The organism is Streptomyces bungoensis, from assembly GCF_001514215.1.
Taxonomy (GTDB): Bacteria; Actinomycetota; Actinomycetes; order Streptomycetales; family Streptomycetaceae; genus Streptomyces; species Streptomyces bungoensis.
Map to the genome: position 1 here is coordinate 592,663 of NZ_KQ948851.1, position 16,941 is coordinate 609,603.

Annotated in this window: 17 protein-coding genes; 7 read left to right on the forward strand and 10 right to left on the reverse strand. The window is 73.5% G+C overall.

Going from position 1 to position 16,941, the window contains the following annotated elements; all coding sequences use genetic code 11:
* Genes AQJ66_RS02335 through AQJ66_RS02350 form a run of 4 tightly spaced genes read right to left on the reverse strand, consistent with a single transcriptional unit; the run spans position 1 to position 2,714 of the window.
* Entirely contained in the window at positions 1-663 is a 663-nt protein-coding gene (locus AQJ66_RS02335; RefSeq protein WP_061915595.1) for a response regulator transcription factor, read from the reverse strand.
* Positions 617-1,447 carry a phosphatase PAP2 family protein gene (locus tag AQJ66_RS02340; RefSeq protein WP_061915599.1) on the reverse strand — a complete coding sequence of 277 codons (831 nt, stop codon included), beginning with the start codon at positions 1,445-1,447 and terminating at the stop codon, positions 617-619. The genes AQJ66_RS02335 and AQJ66_RS02340 overlap by 47 nt, the downstream gene beginning before the upstream one ends.
* Positions 1,444-2,049, reverse strand: a complete 606-nt coding sequence (locus tag AQJ66_RS02345) for a phosphatase PAP2 family protein (protein WP_061915602.1) — start codon at positions 2,047-2,049, stop codon at positions 1,444-1,446. The genes AQJ66_RS02340 and AQJ66_RS02345 overlap by 4 nt, the downstream gene beginning before the upstream one ends.
* On the reverse strand, positions 2,046-2,714 hold the full coding sequence (locus AQJ66_RS02350) for a DedA family protein (protein WP_061915605.1): 669 nt from the start codon (positions 2,712-2,714) through the stop codon (positions 2,046-2,048). The genes AQJ66_RS02345 and AQJ66_RS02350 overlap by 4 nt, the downstream gene beginning before the upstream one ends.
* A 135-nt stretch (positions 2,715-2,849) precedes the next feature.
* Here AQJ66_RS02350 and AQJ66_RS02355 point away from each other — a divergent pair, with 135 nt between their 5' ends.
* The 6 genes from AQJ66_RS02355 to AQJ66_RS02380 all read left to right on the forward strand — a co-directional run bounded on the left by AQJ66_RS02355 (position 2,850) and on the right by AQJ66_RS02380 (position 8,837).
* Positions 2,850-3,221 carry a BlaI/MecI/CopY family transcriptional regulator gene (locus tag AQJ66_RS02355; protein ID WP_061915608.1) on the forward strand — a complete coding sequence of 124 codons (372 nt, stop codon included), beginning with the start codon at positions 2,850-2,852 and terminating at the stop codon, positions 3,219-3,221.
* Positions 3,218-4,147 (forward strand): M48 family metalloprotease, encoded by a 930-nt coding sequence (locus AQJ66_RS02360; protein WP_061915611.1) that lies wholly within the window; start codon positions 3,218-3,220, stop codon positions 4,145-4,147. Before AQJ66_RS02355 ends, AQJ66_RS02360 begins: the two co-directional genes overlap by 4 nt.
* A gap of 942 nt (positions 4,148-5,089) precedes the next feature.
* Positions 5,090-6,028, forward strand: coding sequence for an ABC transporter ATP-binding protein (locus AQJ66_RS02365; RefSeq protein ID WP_061915615.1), 939 nt, complete (start codon positions 5,090-5,092; stop codon positions 6,026-6,028).
* Positions 6,025-6,864 (forward strand): ABC transporter permease, encoded by an 840-nt coding sequence (locus tag AQJ66_RS02370; RefSeq protein ID WP_061915619.1) that lies wholly within the window; start codon positions 6,025-6,027, stop codon positions 6,862-6,864. The genes AQJ66_RS02365 and AQJ66_RS02370 overlap by 4 nt, the downstream gene beginning before the upstream one ends.
* A 27-nt stretch (positions 6,865-6,891) precedes the next feature.
* The gene (locus AQJ66_RS02375; protein ID WP_061915622.1) at positions 6,892-8,172 is read left to right on the forward strand and encodes a sensor histidine kinase; all 1,281 of its coding nucleotides are present in this window, start codon (positions 6,892-6,894) and stop codon (positions 8,170-8,172) included.
* Entirely contained in the window at positions 8,169-8,837 is a 669-nt protein-coding gene (locus AQJ66_RS02380; RefSeq protein WP_061915624.1) for a response regulator, read from the forward strand. Before AQJ66_RS02375 ends, AQJ66_RS02380 begins: the two co-directional genes overlap by 4 nt.
* 63 nt (positions 8,838-8,900) lie before the next feature.
* Here the strand turns inward: AQJ66_RS02380 and AQJ66_RS02385 are convergent, their stop codons facing one another.
* From AQJ66_RS02385 to AQJ66_RS02405, 5 genes are read right to left on the reverse strand one after another with little or no spacing between them, the layout of a single operon-like run.
* A complete protein-coding gene (locus tag AQJ66_RS02385; protein WP_061915627.1) occupies positions 8,901-9,629 on the reverse strand; it encodes a response regulator transcription factor in 729 nt (242 codons plus the stop codon).
* Between the two features lie 52 nt (positions 9,630-9,681).
* Complete coding sequence (locus AQJ66_RS02390) at positions 9,682-12,324, reverse strand: FtsX-like permease family protein (protein ID WP_061915630.1); 2,643 nt, start codon at positions 12,322-12,324, stop codon at positions 9,682-9,684.
* On the reverse strand, positions 12,321-13,010 hold the full coding sequence (locus tag AQJ66_RS02395) for an ABC transporter ATP-binding protein (protein WP_061915633.1): 690 nt from the start codon (positions 13,008-13,010) through the stop codon (positions 12,321-12,323). Before AQJ66_RS02395 ends, AQJ66_RS02390 begins: the two co-directional genes overlap by 4 nt.
* Entirely contained in the window at positions 12,997-13,737 is a 741-nt protein-coding gene (locus AQJ66_RS02400; protein ID WP_061915636.1) for an ABC transporter ATP-binding protein, read from the reverse strand. Before AQJ66_RS02400 ends, AQJ66_RS02395 begins: the two co-directional genes overlap by 14 nt.
* Positions 13,738-13,742: 5 nt before the next feature.
* A complete protein-coding gene (locus tag AQJ66_RS02405) occupies positions 13,743-14,366 on the reverse strand; it encodes a hypothetical protein (RefSeq protein ID WP_061915639.1) in 624 nt (207 codons plus the stop codon).
* Between the two features lie 158 nt (positions 14,367-14,524).
* On the opposite strand from AQJ66_RS02405, the gene AQJ66_RS02410 reads away from it, so the two are divergent.
* Entirely contained in the window at positions 14,525-15,844 is a 1,320-nt protein-coding gene (locus tag AQJ66_RS02410; RefSeq protein ID WP_061915642.1) for a sensor histidine kinase, read from the forward strand.
* 7 nt (positions 15,845-15,851) lie between these two features.
* Here the strand turns inward: AQJ66_RS02410 and AQJ66_RS02415 are convergent, their stop codons facing one another.
* Positions 15,852-16,886: a bile acid:sodium symporter family protein gene (locus AQJ66_RS02415; protein WP_061915646.1), complete on the reverse strand. Its 1,035-nt coding sequence runs from the start codon at positions 16,884-16,886 to the stop codon at positions 15,852-15,854.
* Positions 16,887-16,941: the final 55 nt, after the last annotated feature.

The following is a 16,941-nucleotide window of genomic DNA, read 5'->3' on the forward strand; positions in this document are numbered from 1 at the left end:
TCATGACAGCCGGTGGCCGACCCCGCGTGCCGTGCCGATGGTCCGCTCGCTGCCTGCCGCGCGCAGCTTTCGGCGCAGGCGGGTCAGATACTGGTCGAGGGTGTTCTCGTGGACCTGGGCACCCTCGGGCCAAGCCGCCCGGACCAGTTCGCGGCGGCACACGATGCCGCCGGATGCAGCCATGAGCGCCGCCAGGAGACGGAACTCGATCGGTGTCAGGTCGACCCCGATGCCTCGGACGCTGACCACGTGCCGGACTGCGTCCAGCGCCAGGTCTCCCGCAGTGACGGCATGCGGTGGTGCGGCCCGTTTGAGGGCTGCCCGCAGGCGGGCCGCGAGTTCGGTGAGGTGGAAGGGCTTGGGCAGGTAGTCGTCGCCTCCAGCCGAGAACCCTGACAGCCGGTCGCTCAGTCGGTGGTGGGCGGTCAGGAAGATGACGGGGGAGAGGAACCCGTTCGCGCGCATGGCCGTGCACACCTCCCGTCCGTCGGCATCGGGCAGCCCGATGTCGAGCACGGTCGCGGAGATGTCGGCGGTGGCAAGCCGCAGGGCGGTGGCGCCGTCCGGTGCGGGCACGGGGTCGAAGCCCTCGGCGCGCAGTCCGCGCATCAGCACGTCACGCAGGGCGTGATCGTCCTCGACGACCAGGATCGTCCGGCGCATGGTCCTCCCTCTGCTCTCGTGGGACGTCCATGTGTTCCGGTGTCGCGTGCGTCCGGCCCCCTGCTGTGCCGGCCGTCGGTTCTGCCGTGCCGCGCGCCGAGTCCGCCTCCGTGTCCGTGTCCGTGTCTGTCGTGCCGAGGGCCCATCGGCCGGGAAGCCAGCGGGCCACAGCGCTCAGATACAGGCCGAGCCACCCGAGGGCGAACAGCCAGCCGCCGACGACGTCGGTGAACCAGTGCACTCCGAGGTAGACGCGGGTCAGCCCGACCAGCGCGCCCCAGCCGCCGATGACCAGGGTGAGTACAGTCCTGCCACGCGGGCCGCGTATGCGGATGGCGATGATCAGCAGCCCCGCGGTGAGGGCCGCGGTGGTGGTGTGACCGGACGGGAACGCCCATCCCGAGGCATGCGTCGCCCAGTCCGTCAGGGGTGGCCGCGGCCGGGTGACAAGTGCCATCACCGCGTACCGCAGCGCCTGGCCCGCCCCAAGGCAGCCCAGACAGAGCGCCACGGCGAGCCCGCGCTGCCGTGGGGTGCGCCCCGCGATGAGCGCGGCCAGCACCGCCAGCGCGTACGGGATGACACCGGTCCCGGTGTCGGTCAGCCCGCGGGCGAGCGCCACCGCCACGTCGGGCCGGTGGCCGACGGACCACGAGAGCAAGTCGGCGTCCGCGAACAGCGGTGTGCCGTCGTGGCCCACCACGACCATGGTCAGCACGCCGAAGGCCGTCCACGCTCCGAGACCGCAGCTGCCGGCCAGTTCGGCGACCTCGCCGCGCTTCACGACACCACCAGCAGTGGACGCAGACGGGTGGCCGCGAGCCGCAGGGCTGCGGCCTCCGCACGCCTGCGCAGTGCCGACATGACGAGGAAGGCGGCGAGCGCGCCCACCACGACCCCGGCCAGCACGTCGTGGGGATAGTGCGCGCCCACCCAGACACGCGAGGCGGCCATCGCGCAGGCGGCCACGACGGCGACCGCACCGAGTCGGCGGGAGACGAACAGCAGGGCGACGGCCGCCGCGGCGGCGATGGCCGCGTGGTTGCTGGGGAAGGACCAGTCGCCGGGCGCCGGACACGCCTCCAGTGTGGTCACCCGCAGGCTCTGGCAGGGCCGGTCCTCGCGCACCAGCAGCTTCAGCACCGCGTCCACCCCGAAGGCCACGACCACGACGAACGGCACGGCGAGTGCGGTCACGGACGCGGTGGCGCCCACACGCCGGGCGTGCCACCAGCCGACGGCCATGAGCACCGCGAACAGGGCGAGACCGTACGTCGACCAGGCCGACACCGTGTCGTCCAGCCAGACGGGGGAGTGCCGGGCGAGGTTCACCACGTCGGTGTAGGCCGGGCCGTCGACCGGCGAGCCGTCAAGTGCGATGATCATCCGCGTGCCTCCTTCGCCTTCGCGTCCCGGCGCGAGCGGTACACCTCGGAGGCGACCGGAATCAGCGACAGGCCCACGATCACCGCGACCATCGGCAGCAGATAGCGGTCCACGTTCGGCACGGAGGAACCCAGCGCGTAGCCCGCCAGGGTGAGCCCCAGGCTCCACACCAGACCGCCGGTCACCTGCCAGACGGTGAACGTCCGCACCGGCACCCGCAGGGCGCCCGCCATCGGGTTCAGGACCGTGCGCACCACCGGAACGAAGCGGGCCAGGATGATCGCCTTCGCGTACCCGTAGCGTTCCAGCAGCTCCTCCGCGCGTCTCGCCCCCTCGTGCAGGCGGGCTGAGCGGCTTCGGGCGAGCAGGGTGCCGCCCGCTCGACGGCCCAGGAGGTACCCGCACTGCGAGCCGGCCAGCGCTCCCACCGCCGCGGCGACCAGGAGCGGGGCGAGCGACAGCTTCAGGCCGCTCCCGGCGGTGCCGGTGCACAGCAGGCCGGCCGTGAACAGCAGGGAATCGCCCGGGAGGAAGAAGCCGATCAGGAGCCCGGTCTCGGCGAACAGCACCACGCCCACGCCCAGCACGCCGAACGCGGACAGCAGCGACCGCGCGTCGAGCACATTGACGGCGAGCTGCGACGATAGGTGTACGGCTGTGGTCATCGTCGGAGGCCCCTTCATCGTTCTTCCGGAGTGTCGGATGCGGCGAAACGCTGAAGCGAGGGCATCCGGCGACTGACTACAATCTTGTAGACGGTCTACTGAACTGTAGACGATGGGGGAGTGAGGGACGTTCCCATGACCGACGCGAGGGACGAGAGGCGGCCGGCAGGCGAGCTCGAAGCCGCCGTCATGGCCGCGCTGTGGGCCGCCGGGGCCCCACTCACGCCAGGGCGGGTGCAGATCGAGCTCGGCTCCGGCCTGGCCCGGACGACGGTGGCGACGATACTGACCCGTCTGCACGAGAAGGGCGTCGTCGACCGGGAGCGGCAGGGCCGCGGCTACGCCTACTTCCCCGTGCAGGACGCGCCCGGCCTGACCGCCCGGCGCATGCACACCGAACTCGACCGTGACACCGACCGGGAGACGGTCCTGGCCCGCTTCGTGGCCCAGCTCAGTCCCGGCGACGAGCAGCACCTGCGCCGGCTCCTGGAGGGTGAGGAGCGATGACCGCTCTGCTGCTCCTCCCGCTGATCCTGCCCTTCCTCGCGCCGACACTGGCCCGCCGAACCCTCGACCGACTGGCTCCCGCCACCGCGCTGTGGGTCCTCACCGCCTCTACCCTGGCGCTGGCGGGAACCTGCGTCGCCGCTCTCGGCGCCCTCGTCCTGACCGGACTGCTCAAACTCCCCGCCTTCGCCGCCCTCGGCGAACTCGTCCACCCCCTGCGGACCCCCTCGGACTACGTCGTCCTCCCCGCCGCCATGGCGGCCACCGGGGTGCTCAGCCTCGGCGTCTGGACTCTCGCACGCTCGGCCTTCCGGCAGACCCGCGCCTTCCAGACCGCCCGCAGGCAGGCCGACCGCCGTCCCACCGCAGGTGACCTGTGCGTGATCGAATCGCCCGATCCGGACGCGTACGCCCTGCCCGGACGGCCCCACCGCATCGTCGTCACCACCGCCATGCTGCGCACTCTGGGACCTGCCGAGCGTGAGGCCCTTTTCGCCCATGAGCGCGCCCACAACCGGGCCGGCCACCACTACTTCCTGGCCGCCGCCGAACTCGCCGCCCACTGCCACCCCGCCCTGCGCGCCACCCGCGCCACCATCCGGTTCGCCGCCGAGCGGGCCGCCGACGAGGCCGCCGCGGAGGTCACCGGGGACCGGCGCCTGATCGCCACGGCCATCGCCCGCGCCGCCCTCGCCGGAAACGCCTCTGCCTCCACCCGACCGGACTTCGCGCCCGCGGCGACGACCGGACCGGTGCCGCAACGCGTCGCGGCGCTCCTCGCGCCCGCCCGGACCCGCCCGCGCACCACCCGCCGTACCGCGTTCCTTCTCGTGGCCTGCACGGTCCTGTCCGTCGCCGCCGGAGCGGCAGGCGTCGTCGACTTCCACCACGAGGTCGAGGTCGCCCAGGGCGAGGAGGCTCCCTGACCGGTTCCGCCCCGGAGGCCCACCGCCGGAGACGGGATCGGCCCGCCGCGTGATCATTCGCGGGCGAGGACCAGCTCCAGCAGCCGGAGCAGGTCGCCGGTCGCGTCGGCGGCGCCCAGTGCAGTGAGGGCGCCAAGCGCCAAAACGGTCCCCGCCCTGCGGCCACAGGTGTGGAGGTGGGGTGGCCTTGAGGGCGACTATACGGCGGGAGACCGCGCGGCCGGTGGAGCCGAATCCGTGCGGTGGCGCCGGGCGGCCGGCCCGCGAGCGCTGCCCGGGCGAGGGCGCGGGCGGTCGACGCGCGCTCCGTGACCGCCGCTTCTGCATGGAGTATCTCCTTGCCGGCGGCGCCACCGTACTGCTTCCCACCCCGAGTGGTCCGGGCTTGCCGGGGTGCCGGCAGCCGCGGCCCTGTCGGCGGTCTTCGGCTACCGGCCGCTGGCGGCCTGGCTGCCACTGTTCCCCGGCCTGCTGGTGCCGGGGCCAGTGATCCGCCGCTCCGTCCTGTGATGCCGGCTGATGCCAACGGAATCCGAGGCTGCACGGCGCCCTGCCGGCCGCCGTGCCGTCCTGCGGCGCCTGGCGAGCGGTGCCCCCGCGCGAGTGCGGGCCCTCTGGTCCCGCCTCCCCCACCGCACGTCATGACGAGCGCCTTCCCTGGGGCCCCTGTGCCACGCGGGTACTGGCCGACGCCGCGTCGGACGGCGAGGCCCCTGGTCGAGAAAGGGCCCGGTGCGCCGCAGGCGCTGGGAGGGCGCCCGCTGTGACGGCTGTGGGGCCGGCGAACACGGAAGCAGCGCAAGTGGCCACGTAGTACCGCGGTACTACGCGCCCGCCGCGGTTCAGCCTCCCGGTACCACCGGATCCGGGTGATTCGGCACCTAGCGTTGCCGGTGAGGCGTCCGAAGTGACGGACGCCGGAGCCCGACAGGGAGAACGCGAATGATCGACGCACGGCGGTTGACCAAGAGGTACGGCGAGAAGACGGCCGTCGACGGGCTGGACTTCGTGGTGAAGCCCGGCACGGTGACCGGCTTCCTGGGGCCCAACGGCGCGGGTAAATCCACGACCATGCGCATGATCGTCGGCCTTGACGCGCCGACCAGCGGTTCCGTCACCGTCAACGGCCACCACTACGCCCGCCACCAGGCTCCGCTGCAGGAGGTCGGCGCCCTCCTGGAGGCCAAGTCGATCCACCCGGGCCGCTCGGCGTACAACCACCTCAAAGCGCTCGCGCTCACCCACGGCATTCCCGGCAGCCGGGTCGACGAGGTCATCGGCCTCGCCGGGCTCGACAGCGTGGCGAAGAAGCGGGCCGGCGCCTTCTCCCTGGGGATGGGCCAGCGGCTGGGCATCGCGGCCGCGCTGCTGGGCGACCCGCAGACGGTGATGCTCGATGAGCCGGTCAACGGGCTGGACCCGGAAGGGGTGCTCTGGATCCGCAACCTCCTGAAACGACTCGCCGACGAGGGTCGGACGGTGTTCGTGTCCTCCCACCTGATGAGCGAGATGGCCCTGGTGGCGGACCACCTGATCATCGTGGGACGCGGACGGCTGCTGGCCGACACGACCGTGGCAGACCTGATCCGCGAGGCCGGCGGCGACACGGTGAAGGTCGTCACCCAGGACCCGGCCCGGCTGCGAGACGTACTCGCCGGGCCGGACGTCGACATCACCGGCCGGATCGGCTCCGAGGAGCTCCAGGTGACCGGGCTGACCGCCCGCGAGATCGGGTTGAAGGCCGCCGAGCACGGGATCGCGCTGTTCGAGCTGAGCGCGCGGAGCGTGTCACTGGAGGAGGCGTTCATGGACCTGACCAGGGATGCCGTGGAGTACCACGGCTCCACGACCGGCATCGACACCCTCGGGAGGCCCGCATGAGCACCCTCACCGCGACCGCGGAGGAACCCAGGACCACTCCCGCCCGCCCCGCCTACCGGGTGACCGGACGGCGCGTGCTCGCCTCCGAGTGGGCCAAGCTGTGGTCCCTGCGCTCGACCTGGATCACCCTGGGCCTCGGCCTGCTCTTCCTGGTGGCCTTCGGCCTGATCTCCGCGAGCCGCTACAAGTCGGGGATCGGCTCCGGCCACATGGACCGGGACTTCGCCGATTCGACGGCCGTCAGCCTGTCCCTCTTCGGCACGAACTTCGCCGAGCTGGCCCTCGGCGTGCTCGGCGTGCTGGTCACGGCAGGCGAGTACTCGACCGGCATGATCCGTTCCACGCTCGCGGCGGTGCCCCGCCGGCTGCCCGTGCTGTGGTCCAAGGCTGCTGTCTTCGGACTGGTCGCCCTGGTCGTGGGGACGGTGGGTGGATTCGTCGCCTTCCTGTTCGGCAGTGGAATCGTCTCGGGCACGCCCGCGGCCATGAGCCTCTCGCACGCCGGCGTACTGCGGAGTCTGCTGGGCGCCGGGCTCTACCTCGGCCTCGTCGGAGTGATCGGAACCGCGCTGGGCGCGCTGCTGCGGTCGGTGGCCGGTGGGATCTCGGTGCTGGTCGCCGCCCTGATGCTGATCCCGGGGCTGATCTCCCTGCTGCCGAGTTCCTGGCGGGACGACATAAGCCCCTATCTGCCGTCCAACGCGGGTGAGTCGATGTTCGCGCTGACCCACGACTCGACGACCCTGTCGCCGGGCGCCGGGCTGATGGTCTTCCTGTGCTGGACGGCGCTGGCGCTGGGCGGCGCGGCGTACCGGCTCGCGCGCACCGACGTCTGACGCCCGCACCATGGACAGGTGACGTCCGTGACCAACGATGACATCAGCGGGATGGGACCGCTGGTCGCCCGGCTGTCCCGGGGTGGCCAGCGGTTGCGGCAGGCCGACCGGACACATCCGTGGGTGCTGGACACCGCGGTCCTGATCGTGGTCTTCCTGATGTTCTGCCTGCCCGACCTGCTGCGCGGCGGTGTGGACGACGGCGACGGACCACGCCGCTTCCGGCTCGCCTTCACCGAGCTGCCCGTCGCGGGAATGCTGGCACTGCAGGCAGGACTGGTGCTGCCCCTGCTGTGGCGGCGACGCAGGCCGATGGCGGCCTTCGGCGTCATCGCCGCGGTGTTCGTCCTCCAATGGTCCCTGGGCGCGGCGCTGCGCGCTGACGTCGCCCTCTTCATTGCCCTGTACAGCCTGGCCCTGCACGGTCGGCTGCGGCAGCTGCCGTGGGCCGGTGCGGTGATGGCCGGGGCCATGCTGCTGGTCGCCGTCCGCGCGTCCTCGGCCGTGTCCGTCTGGGACGCGCTGTTCTTCCTGCTGAGCACGGCGACCGCGGCCCTCGCGCTCGGCCTCGTGGTACGAATCCGCCGGGCCCAGCTCGCAGGACTGCGGGACCGGGCGGCCCGGCTGGAGATCGAGCGCGACCAGCGCAGCAGACTCGCGGCCGCCACCGAACGCACCCGGGTAGCGCGCGAGATGCACGACATCGTCGGCCACAACCTGTCCGTCATCATCACGCTCGCCGACGCCGGCGCCTACGCCACCGACATCGCACCCGAACGGGGCAAGGAGGCCCTGCGGCTCATCGGCGACACCGGCCGGCAGGCCCTCGGCGAGCTGCGGCGCGTGCTCGGCGTACTGCGCGAGACCGGGGACGGCCCGGCCGGCGGGCCCGAGCTCAGCCCGCAGCCCGGCATCGCGGACGTCGGCGCCCTGTGCGCCACGGTGCGCGCCGCTGGACTGGAGGTCGTCTACCGGACCTCCGGCGACGCCGAGGCCCTGGACGACGGGGTCCAGCTGACGGTGTACCGCATCGTCCAGGAAGCCCTCACCAACACCATGAAGCACGCCGCCGACGACGCCCGGGCGCACCTGGCGGTCGCCGTGACGGACACCCGGCTGAGCATCCGGGTCCAGGACACCGGCCCGGCCGCACAGCCGGGACCGCCGAACGAGGAAGGGCACGGCCTGGTGGGCATGCGAGAAAGAGCCGCTCTGTACGGCGGCACCGTCAGCGCGGGACCCACGGACGACGGAGGGTGGAGCGTCGAAGCCGTCCTCGACCTCACGCCCCGGGGCGGTGACCGGTGACCACCGTCCTCATCGTGGACGACCAGCCGCTGCAACGCTACGGCTTCCACCTGCTCCTGGACTCCGTCCCCGAGACCGACGTCGTCGGGGAGGCCGCCCACGGCGCGGAGGCCGTCCGCAAGGCCGCCGAACTGCGCCCGGACGTCGTCCTCATGGACGTCCGCATGCCCGGCATGGACGGCATCGAGGCCACCCGCCGTATCGTCGCCGCCGGCGGCCGCTCACGCGTCCTTGTGCTCACGACGTTCGACCTCGACGAGTACGTCCACGCCGCGATCCGGGCCGGCGCCAGCGGCTTCCTCCTCAAGGACGCGCGCCCCGAGGAACTCCTCGCTGGCATCCGCGCGGTCGCCTCCGGTGACGCCGTGATCGCACCCGCCCTCACCCGCCGCCTCCTGGACGAGTACGCCCAGTACGTCCCCGCCCACCGGGGGAACGCCGCCGACGACCCGAGGCTCGGATCCCTCACCGACCGCGAACGGGAGATCCTCGTCGCCGTCGGCAAGGGCTGGACCAATGGCGAGATCGCCGCCCGGTTCGTGCTCTCCGAGTCCACCGTCAAGACCCACGTCGGCCGCGTCCTGGCCAAGATCGGAGCCCGCGACCGGATCCAGGCCGTGATCTTCGCCTACGACCACGGCCTCGCCCGGCCCAACGCCGACTGAACCCGATGAGCGGCGGCCGGGAAGACCGGCGGCCTGCTCGCTGCTGCCGCGCCGCGGGGCCCGTCAGAGTTCCAGGCGGTAGCCGTGCCCGCGCAAGGTGCTGATGCGGGGCAGGACGGTGGGGCGGACCGAGGCGTCGGCGGCCTGCGCGAGGCGGCGGCGCAGGCCGGCCATGGTGACATCGAGGGTCTTGGTGGAGCCGAACCAGTTCTCGTCCCAGACCTCGGCCATCAGGGTCTCCCGGGAGACGGCCTCCCCTGCGTGCCGGGCCAGGACGGCGAGCAGGTCGAACTCCTTGGGACGCAGGTCGATGTCCACGTCGAGCAGCGTGCAGCGGCGGGCCACGACGTCGAGGACGAGGTCGGCCAGCCGGACGGGTTCCTGCGGCGGCGAGGCGACGACCCGGCGGCGCAGATGGGCGCGGAGCCGGGCGAGCAGCACGGTCAGAGTGAAGGGCTTGACGAGGTAGTCGTCCGCCCCCGCGTCCAGCCCGGCGACTACGTCGATGTCGTCCGTGCGGGCTGTCAGGATGACGATCAGCAGGTCAGGGTGCCGGGCGCGCACGGCGCGCGCGACGTCCAGACCGTCCATGTCGGGCAGTCCCAGGTCGAGCAGCAGCACGTCGTACGGCGTCCGCGCGGCCTCGGTCAGCGCCGCGGAGCCCGTCCGGCTCCAGGTCGGTGCGTAGCCGTTGCCGCGCAGGCCGGTCTCCAGGTGGCGGCCGATGGTCTCGTCGTCCTCGACGATGAGGACGCGGTGACGGCTCGGGTCGGCGGTCGCGTGCGTACGCATGCTGGACAGCGTAGGAGCGGGCGACGCACGCGGCCCGTCCACTCCCGTCCGCTCACAGGTCACGCAGCTCCTCCACGGCGGGCCGGCCGGCGCTGCGGATGCCGTTCAGCGCGGCCGCCAGTACGGCGACGACGGCCGCGCCCGCGGTCAGGGCCAGGTAGCCGCCCGGCACCGACAGACTCGCGGGCGGCGGATCGAAGACACCCGTCAGGACCTTCACGAGCATCTCGGACAGGGCCCAGCCGATGAGGGCGCCGCCCGCCAGGCCACCGGCGGCCAGCAGCAGGGCCTCGGTGAGGACCATGCCGCGCAGTTGGCCGCTGCGAGCGCCCAGGACGGTGGCCACGGCGAAGGTACGGCGGCGCTCGGCGAGGCCCAGGGCGAGGACGAGCCCTCCCGCCCCGGCGGCCAGCAGCACCGCGAAGGCCAGCTCGATCCGGGTGAGTCCGGCCAGGTCGACGGAGGTCAGACTGGTGCCGACCGTGCCGCGCGTCTGCGTCAGGTCGGTGACCGTGGCGCCGGTGCCCAGCTGCTTGCGCAGATGCGCGGCGATCTGCTGCTGGTGGCTGCCGCCCGTGTCGAGCAGGAAGGCGCCGACCGCGTCGCTGCCGGTCGCCCTCGCGACGTACGCGGCGTTGGCGACGAAGAAGCTGTCCTTCGGCGCGGTCGGGAACTCCTTGACGATCCCGGCGTAGTGGAAGGGCACGGTGCGCAGCGTTTTCGTGCGGGCGTCCTGGATCCGGAGGTTGACGGTGTCGCCGGGGGAGAGCTGGAAGTCGTGCACGGTCTCCGCGCTGACCAGCAGGTTGTCGGGGCGCTGGGCGAGCCGGTGCATCAGCTGACCGGCCGTGCCGCCCGAGAAGTAGGCGTCCTGGAGCGAGGTCGCCTTCGCGACGGTGGCGGGCCGGACGCCGTAGAGGTCCTGGAGGTCGGAGCCGACGTAGGCGTAGCGGTGCTGGAGGGGCTCGACGTTCCGGACGCCGGAGACCTTCAGCGTGTCGGCCGCGCTCGCCCGGACCTGTGCGCCGGGCGGTTCGGTGACGGTGACGTCCGCGCCGTTGGTGAGGCGGGCGTCGACTTCGGACTGCTGACGGTAGGTGGAGTTGAAGACGGCCGTCGAGATCGCGAACGACACGGCGAGGGCGAGCAGTACCACGGAGCGGGCCAGCGGCCGCCGGTCGCGGGAGAGCACGGCCGCCGTGGTCGTGGCGAGGGTCGCGGTCAGCGGCCGGGCGAGGCGGGCCAGGGCCGGCCGGCCGTGGGCGAGGACCAGCAGGGTCAGCCGCCACAGCAGCAGGGCCGCGCCCAGCCACAACAGGGCCGGGCCGAGGAACGCCCAGTAGGAGACGGACACGCTGGGTACGCCCTCCGGGGCGAGGACGAGGGCGTACTGGTTGCCGGAGGAGGCGCGGAACACCAGCCAGGAGCCGGTCAGCAGCGCGAAGTCCAGGCCGTACCGCAGCCACCAGGGCGAACGCGACCCGCGCGGCTCCCGCCTGGTGTCGGCGACGGTCACCGTGCGCAGATCCCGCAGGGCGGGCACGAGCACGGCGGCGGCGGCCACGGCCACGCCGAGGACGAAGGCGACGGCGTACCAGAGGGCCCAGGTGCCCGCGCCCGCCCCGAAGGAGGCGGCCCCGAAGGCGAGGCGGCCGGTGAGCGCGGCAAGCCCGAGCCCCGCCAGGCCGCCGACGGCCCCGACCAGCGCGGCCTCCAGGCCCGCGAGCGCGGTGACCTGACGGGGACGTAGCCCGCGCAGCCGTAGCAGGCCCTGCTCCCGGCGACGCCGTTCGCCGCCGGCCGCTGCGACCGCCACCGTCAGGGCGGCGGCCAGGACGGCGCCGGGCACGCCGAGGAAGAGGAAGAGGATCTGGGCGTAGAGGGCGTCCTGGCGGGCGGAGTCGAGGGCCGCGCCCAGGTTGTTGCCGACGAGCGCGGAACCGGCCGACCTGGCCTCCAGGTGGTGTGCGGCACCGGTGACCGAGGTGAAGGCGGCGGCCGGGTCGGCCGGCAGTCTCGCGTCGCGGGCCACGTGGATCTGGGTGGTGACGTCGGTGGCTCCCCGGGTGAGGGAGGCGAACCGGGCGGCGGGCAGGAGGACGACGTTGTCCGGGGGAGCGGTCGGCTGGGACTGTGTTGGCGCGCCGACCTTCTGGAACAGGGAGTCGGCCTGGGGCAGGTCGACCACGCCGTCCACCCGCACCTGCCGCAGTCCGGCGCCGGGCAGCCGTACGCCGATGGTGTCGCCGGGGGCGGCGTGCAGGTTGGAGGCGGTCTGCTGGGCGAGCAGGACGCCGGTGCCGGAGCCGGAGAGCGTGCGCAGTTCGTCGGGGAACTGGCTGCGGTAGCCGGCCGGCAGGCCGAGCGCGACGCCGGGGCCGGTCGTCTGTGTGCTGCCTCCCACGGTGGCGGTGAAGCCGGTGGTGCGGGCGAAGCCGACGGGCAGCGCGGCCCGGGTGCCGCCGGCGGCCTGCACCAGCGACCGGACGGCGTTCGGGTCGGCGCCCGGCTGTACCTCGACCTGCCAGTCCACGGCGACCGAGCGGACCGCGCGCTGGGTCATGGTCGCCTTGGACGCGGTGAGGAAGGAGCCGAGCGCGGCGACCAGGGCGACGGCGAGGGCGATCCCGGCGACGGCGGCCAGGAGCCGTCCGATGCGGTGGCGGGCCAGTCCGGCCGCCCAGGCGGTGATCATGACAGGCTCCCTCGTGGGTCCGGCGCTGGTGCTGCTTCGAGGGCGAGCAGCCGGCCGTCGCGCATGTGCCGCCGAAGGGTGAGCCGGGCGGCGACGGCGGGGTCGTGGGTGGTGACGACGAGGGCCGCGCCCGTCCGGTCGGCCGCCGCGAGCAGGGCGTCCAGGACGCGGGCGCCGGTGGCGTGGTCGAGGCGGCCGGTGGGCTCGTCCGCGAGGATCAGCCGCGGCGCCTGCGCCAGCACCCGGGCCACAGCCACTCGCTGGGCCTGGCCGCCGGAGATCTCGTCGGGCAGCCGGTCGGCCAGCCCGGCCGCGCCGACCACGTCGAGCGCCTCGGCGACCGGACGGAGGGTGTCCTCCTGCGGACGTCCCGCCAGGACGAGCGGCAGCGCGGTGTTCTCCGTGACGTCGAGGGCGGGGATGAGGCTGTCGGCCTGGAAGACGAGGCCGATGTCCCGGGGGGCGTGGAGTCCGGGCCGGGTGATCGTGCCGCTGGTGGGGCGTTCGAGCCCGGCCAGCAGATGGAGCAGGGACGACTTCCCCGACCCGGACGGTCCCACGATCGCCAGCCGGTCGCCGGAGCGGACGTCCAGATCGGCGCCGTGCACCGCCACCACGGCGGTGTGGCCCCGGCCGAAGGTGAGCGCGACGCCCCGGCAGGAGACGAGCAGGTCAGCGGAGGACATGGCTGCTCTCCTTCGCCTGAGCGGTTCCCTCGTGTCCCTCGTGTCCCTCGCGGGCCCGCCCATCGTCCAGTGTGATCACTCGGTCGGCGCCCCGCACCGCTTCCGCGCTGTGCGTCACGATCAGCACCGCGCAACCGTCTGCCGCCCGGTCCCGCAGCATCCGCAGCACCAACTCCTCGGTCACGCCGTCGAGTTCGCCGGTCGGCTCGTCGGCCAGTAGCACGGCGGGGGAGTTGGCCAGCGCGACGGCGAGCCCGGCCCGGGCCAGCTCACCGCCGGACAGCTGCCGCGGCAGCGCGCCCGACCGCCGCCCGAGCCCCATCTGTTCCAGCAGCGCTGCGGCCCGCACGGCGGGACGGCCGCGCACCGCATGCTGGGCGAGTCGGATGTTGTCGCGCACGGTCAGATGCGGCAGTAGGTTATGGGACTGCAGGAGCACTCCCACATGGCGCGCGCGCAGCCGGGCGCGTTCGGTCTCGGGCCGGTGGCTGATGCGCACGCCCGCCACCCGGACCTCGCCGCCCGACGGCTCGTCGAGCCCGGCCAGGCACGCCAGCAGGGTCGACTTGCCCGCCCCTGACGGGCCGACGACGGCGACCGTCTCCCCCCGCCGTACCCGCAGTGACACTCCGCGCAGCGCGAGCGTCTCCTCCTCGCCGGCCCGGTAGAAGCGGTAGAGCTCCCGGGCGGCCAGCACCACGTCGTCGTCGGACGGTCCGGCGGGCATCGCACTCACCGCCACGCGAACGAGTCGCTGACGATCCGCCACGGGTCGACGTTGTCGGCGTTGACCGGGCCGGACAGCGTCAGGTCCACCTCGTGGCCCTGCCGGTAGAAGGCGTACCGCTCGAACGCGTCGCGCACCACCTTGCCGGTGACCGGGTCCTTGGCCGAGTCGCCCTGGTAGGCGAGGAGGACGACGGGGCCCGCTTTACGGGTCACCTGCGACACCTTCGGCGATGCGAACTTCGGCACCTGCCCGCGCAGTCGAGGTACGACCGTGTTCTTGACGGAGGTGACGGTCGGGGCGGTGGAGGCGTTGGCCGTGGCGATGGTGACGCTGTTCAGCTTGTCCGTGAAGACGGTCGTTGCGCCCTTGTCGGTGCGGGCCCAACCCTCCGGTACCTTCACCGTGAATCCGGTGAAGCCGCCGGTGGGACGGTAGGCCACGAACACCTGGTTGTCGGGGATGTCGCCGGGCGGGTTCGACTCGGTGGGGGCCGGGTTCGCCGCCCGCACCGGGGCCGTCGAACCCGAGCCGGAATGCGCCCCGGACGACGATCCGGAACACCCCGCGATCACGGCCGCGACCACCGTCACTGCGACGAGGCCGGCGGAGATACGTTTGTACGACATGCCACTGCCCTCCCGAGCTACTGCCGGGTCCTGCTCTCCTGCCATGTCACCGACGCTAGAGAGCCGTCGGTTAACGCCCCGCACGCCGACGGTTAGACGACGGCAAAAGCGCGTGGCGCACCGCCCACGGACCGGCCGGGCGCCCGCAGGATGGGGGCATGAGACAGCGCGTGGTGCGAGTCGCCCTCACCGCCGCCCTGGTCGCCGTCGTCCTCCTCGCCGTCCCGCTGGCCCTGGCGATCAGGTCGTCCCTCTACGCCGACCAGCGCGACACCCTGGAGCGGGCGGCTCTGTCGGGGGCGGTACGCGTCAGCCCGGACTACGCGACCGGCGACCCCGTGGAACTGCCCGCGCCACCGCCCGACGGCGGTCTCGGTCTGTACGACCCCTCGCTGCGGCTGCGGGCCGGCACCGGCCCCCGCACCGGCGACGCGGCCGTGCGACGGGCGCTGGCCGCGGAGGTGGTGCGCGGCCGGCCGGGCGGCGACCTGGTCGTCGCGGTACCCGTCTCGCACGCCGAGCGGGTGATCGGCGTCGTACGGGCCTCCTCGCCCGCAGCCGCCGTACGCCACCGGGTCCTGATCGCCTGGGCGGTCCTCGCCGGGGTCTGCGCCCTCGCGCTGACCGTGGCCGTCCTCGTCGCCCGCAGGCAGGCGCGGGTGCTGGCCGCGCCGCTGGAGGACCTCTCCCGGCACTGCCGGGCCGTCACCGCAGGCGACCTGAGCGCCCGGGCCGCGCCCAGCAGCGTCGCCGAGATCGACCAGGTCGCGCGGACCCACAACGAGATGCTGCACAGCCTGACCGAACTCCTGCGCCACGAGCGCGACTTCACCGCCAACGCCTCCCACCAGCTGCGCACCCCGCTCGCCGGGCTGCAGCTCACCCTGGAGGCGGGGATCGCCCAGGACGACGACGCCCGGCTGCGGCCCGCCCTGGAGGAGGCCCTGGCCACCACACGCCGCCTGCACCGGACGGTGGAGGAGGTGCTGCGCCTGTCCCGCTCCCACGGCCTGCCGCGTCGGCCCGCCCCCGACACGCCCGTGTCGCAGCTGCTGCGCGAGACCGAGGAGCGCTGGCACGGACTGTTCGCCCGCGACGGCAGACGCCTGGAGGCCGCGGTCCTCGAGACGGGGGACGACGTTCGCGTCCTCGGCGCCCCCGTCACCGAGATCCTCGGCGTCCTGCTGGAGAACGCGCGCGTCCACGGGCGCGGCACCGTGCGCCTCACGGCCCGCGACCTCGGGGAGGCCGTCGCTTTCGATGTGACCGACGAGGGCGCGGTGGACGGCGAGGCGTCCCGGCTGTTCGACCGCGGCCGCACCGGCGCGGGGGAGGGCTCCGGCATCGGCCTGTCCCTCGCCCGCGATCTGGCCGTGTCCCTGGGCGGCAGACTCTCCCTGACCAGCCGCCGTCCAGCCGCCTTCACCCTGCTCGTCCCCGTACGCCGCGAGGAGCCCGGCTCCGAGGGCGACGGCTGAGGAGGGTTCAGGCGCCTGCTGCGGTGGGAGCCGGTCGCAGCCGGGTGACGATCCGGTTCGCGGCAATCTTCTGCAGCAGCCCGTAGGCGAGGACCGGCAGCAGCAGGTGCGGTTTGTCGGGCAGGGACGTGGTGATCAGCACCGCGCTGGCGCTGCTGTTGTTCATGCCGCAGGCGAGCGTCAGCGACGAGGCGGTCCCCGCCTCCAGCCGCAGGAAGTGGGCGGCGACCCGGCCGAGGACGAAGGAGAGCAGGCAGACCAGGGCGGCCACGGCCAGGGCAGCGGCGAGCAGGAGCGGTCGTGGCCGTGTGAGGACGGATCCGAGGGCGCCGCTGGCGTTGACGTAGGTCAGGACCAGCGAACCGGCCATGGCCGACGGCGTCACCGTCGTGACCAGGCGGCCCAGCCATCGCGCGGGCAGGACGAGTGCACCCAACAAGCCCGCCGCGCAGGGAAGGACCACGGCGGTGAGGGCGAAGTCACCCTGGGTCAGCCGGCCGGTCGCGGCGAGGGTGTGCGCGTAGCCGCCGCTGAGCAGCGGCGACAGCGTCGCCAGCAACACGGGGGTGGTCAGCGGGCTGAGGAGGGTGGAGGCCAGGACGAGACCCACCATGGTCGGCTGATCTCCGTCGCCCTTGTCGGTCCACACGGTCGCCCCGGCGGCGACGGGCATCGCCACGACGAGGATCATCGCGGTGAGCAGTCCGCTGCCGCCGTCGGCGTCCGGGGTGCGCCGCAGCAGGAGGGCGACGAGCGGCACGACCGCCAGTGGGATCGCCAGGTGCAGCACGAGGCCGGAGAGCAGGGCCTTCGGACGCCGCAGCAGGGTGCCCAGCGCGCGGACGGGGACCTGGAGCCCGGCCGAGAACAGCACCAGGGACAGCAGGAGCGGTGCGGTGTGCACTGTCAGGTGCGACGGCGGCAAGTGGTGGGGGCGGCGCAGCCACAGGCCGGGGGCGGGCAGGACCAGGGCGAGGGGGTAGGACAGGACGATGGCGCGGCCGAGCCGGTGCCGCAGCCAGGACGCGGCGCTTGTGTGCATGGCCCCATCGTGATCGGGCCTGACCTGGCGGGCCGGGAAAGCCGCGCGGCAGTCA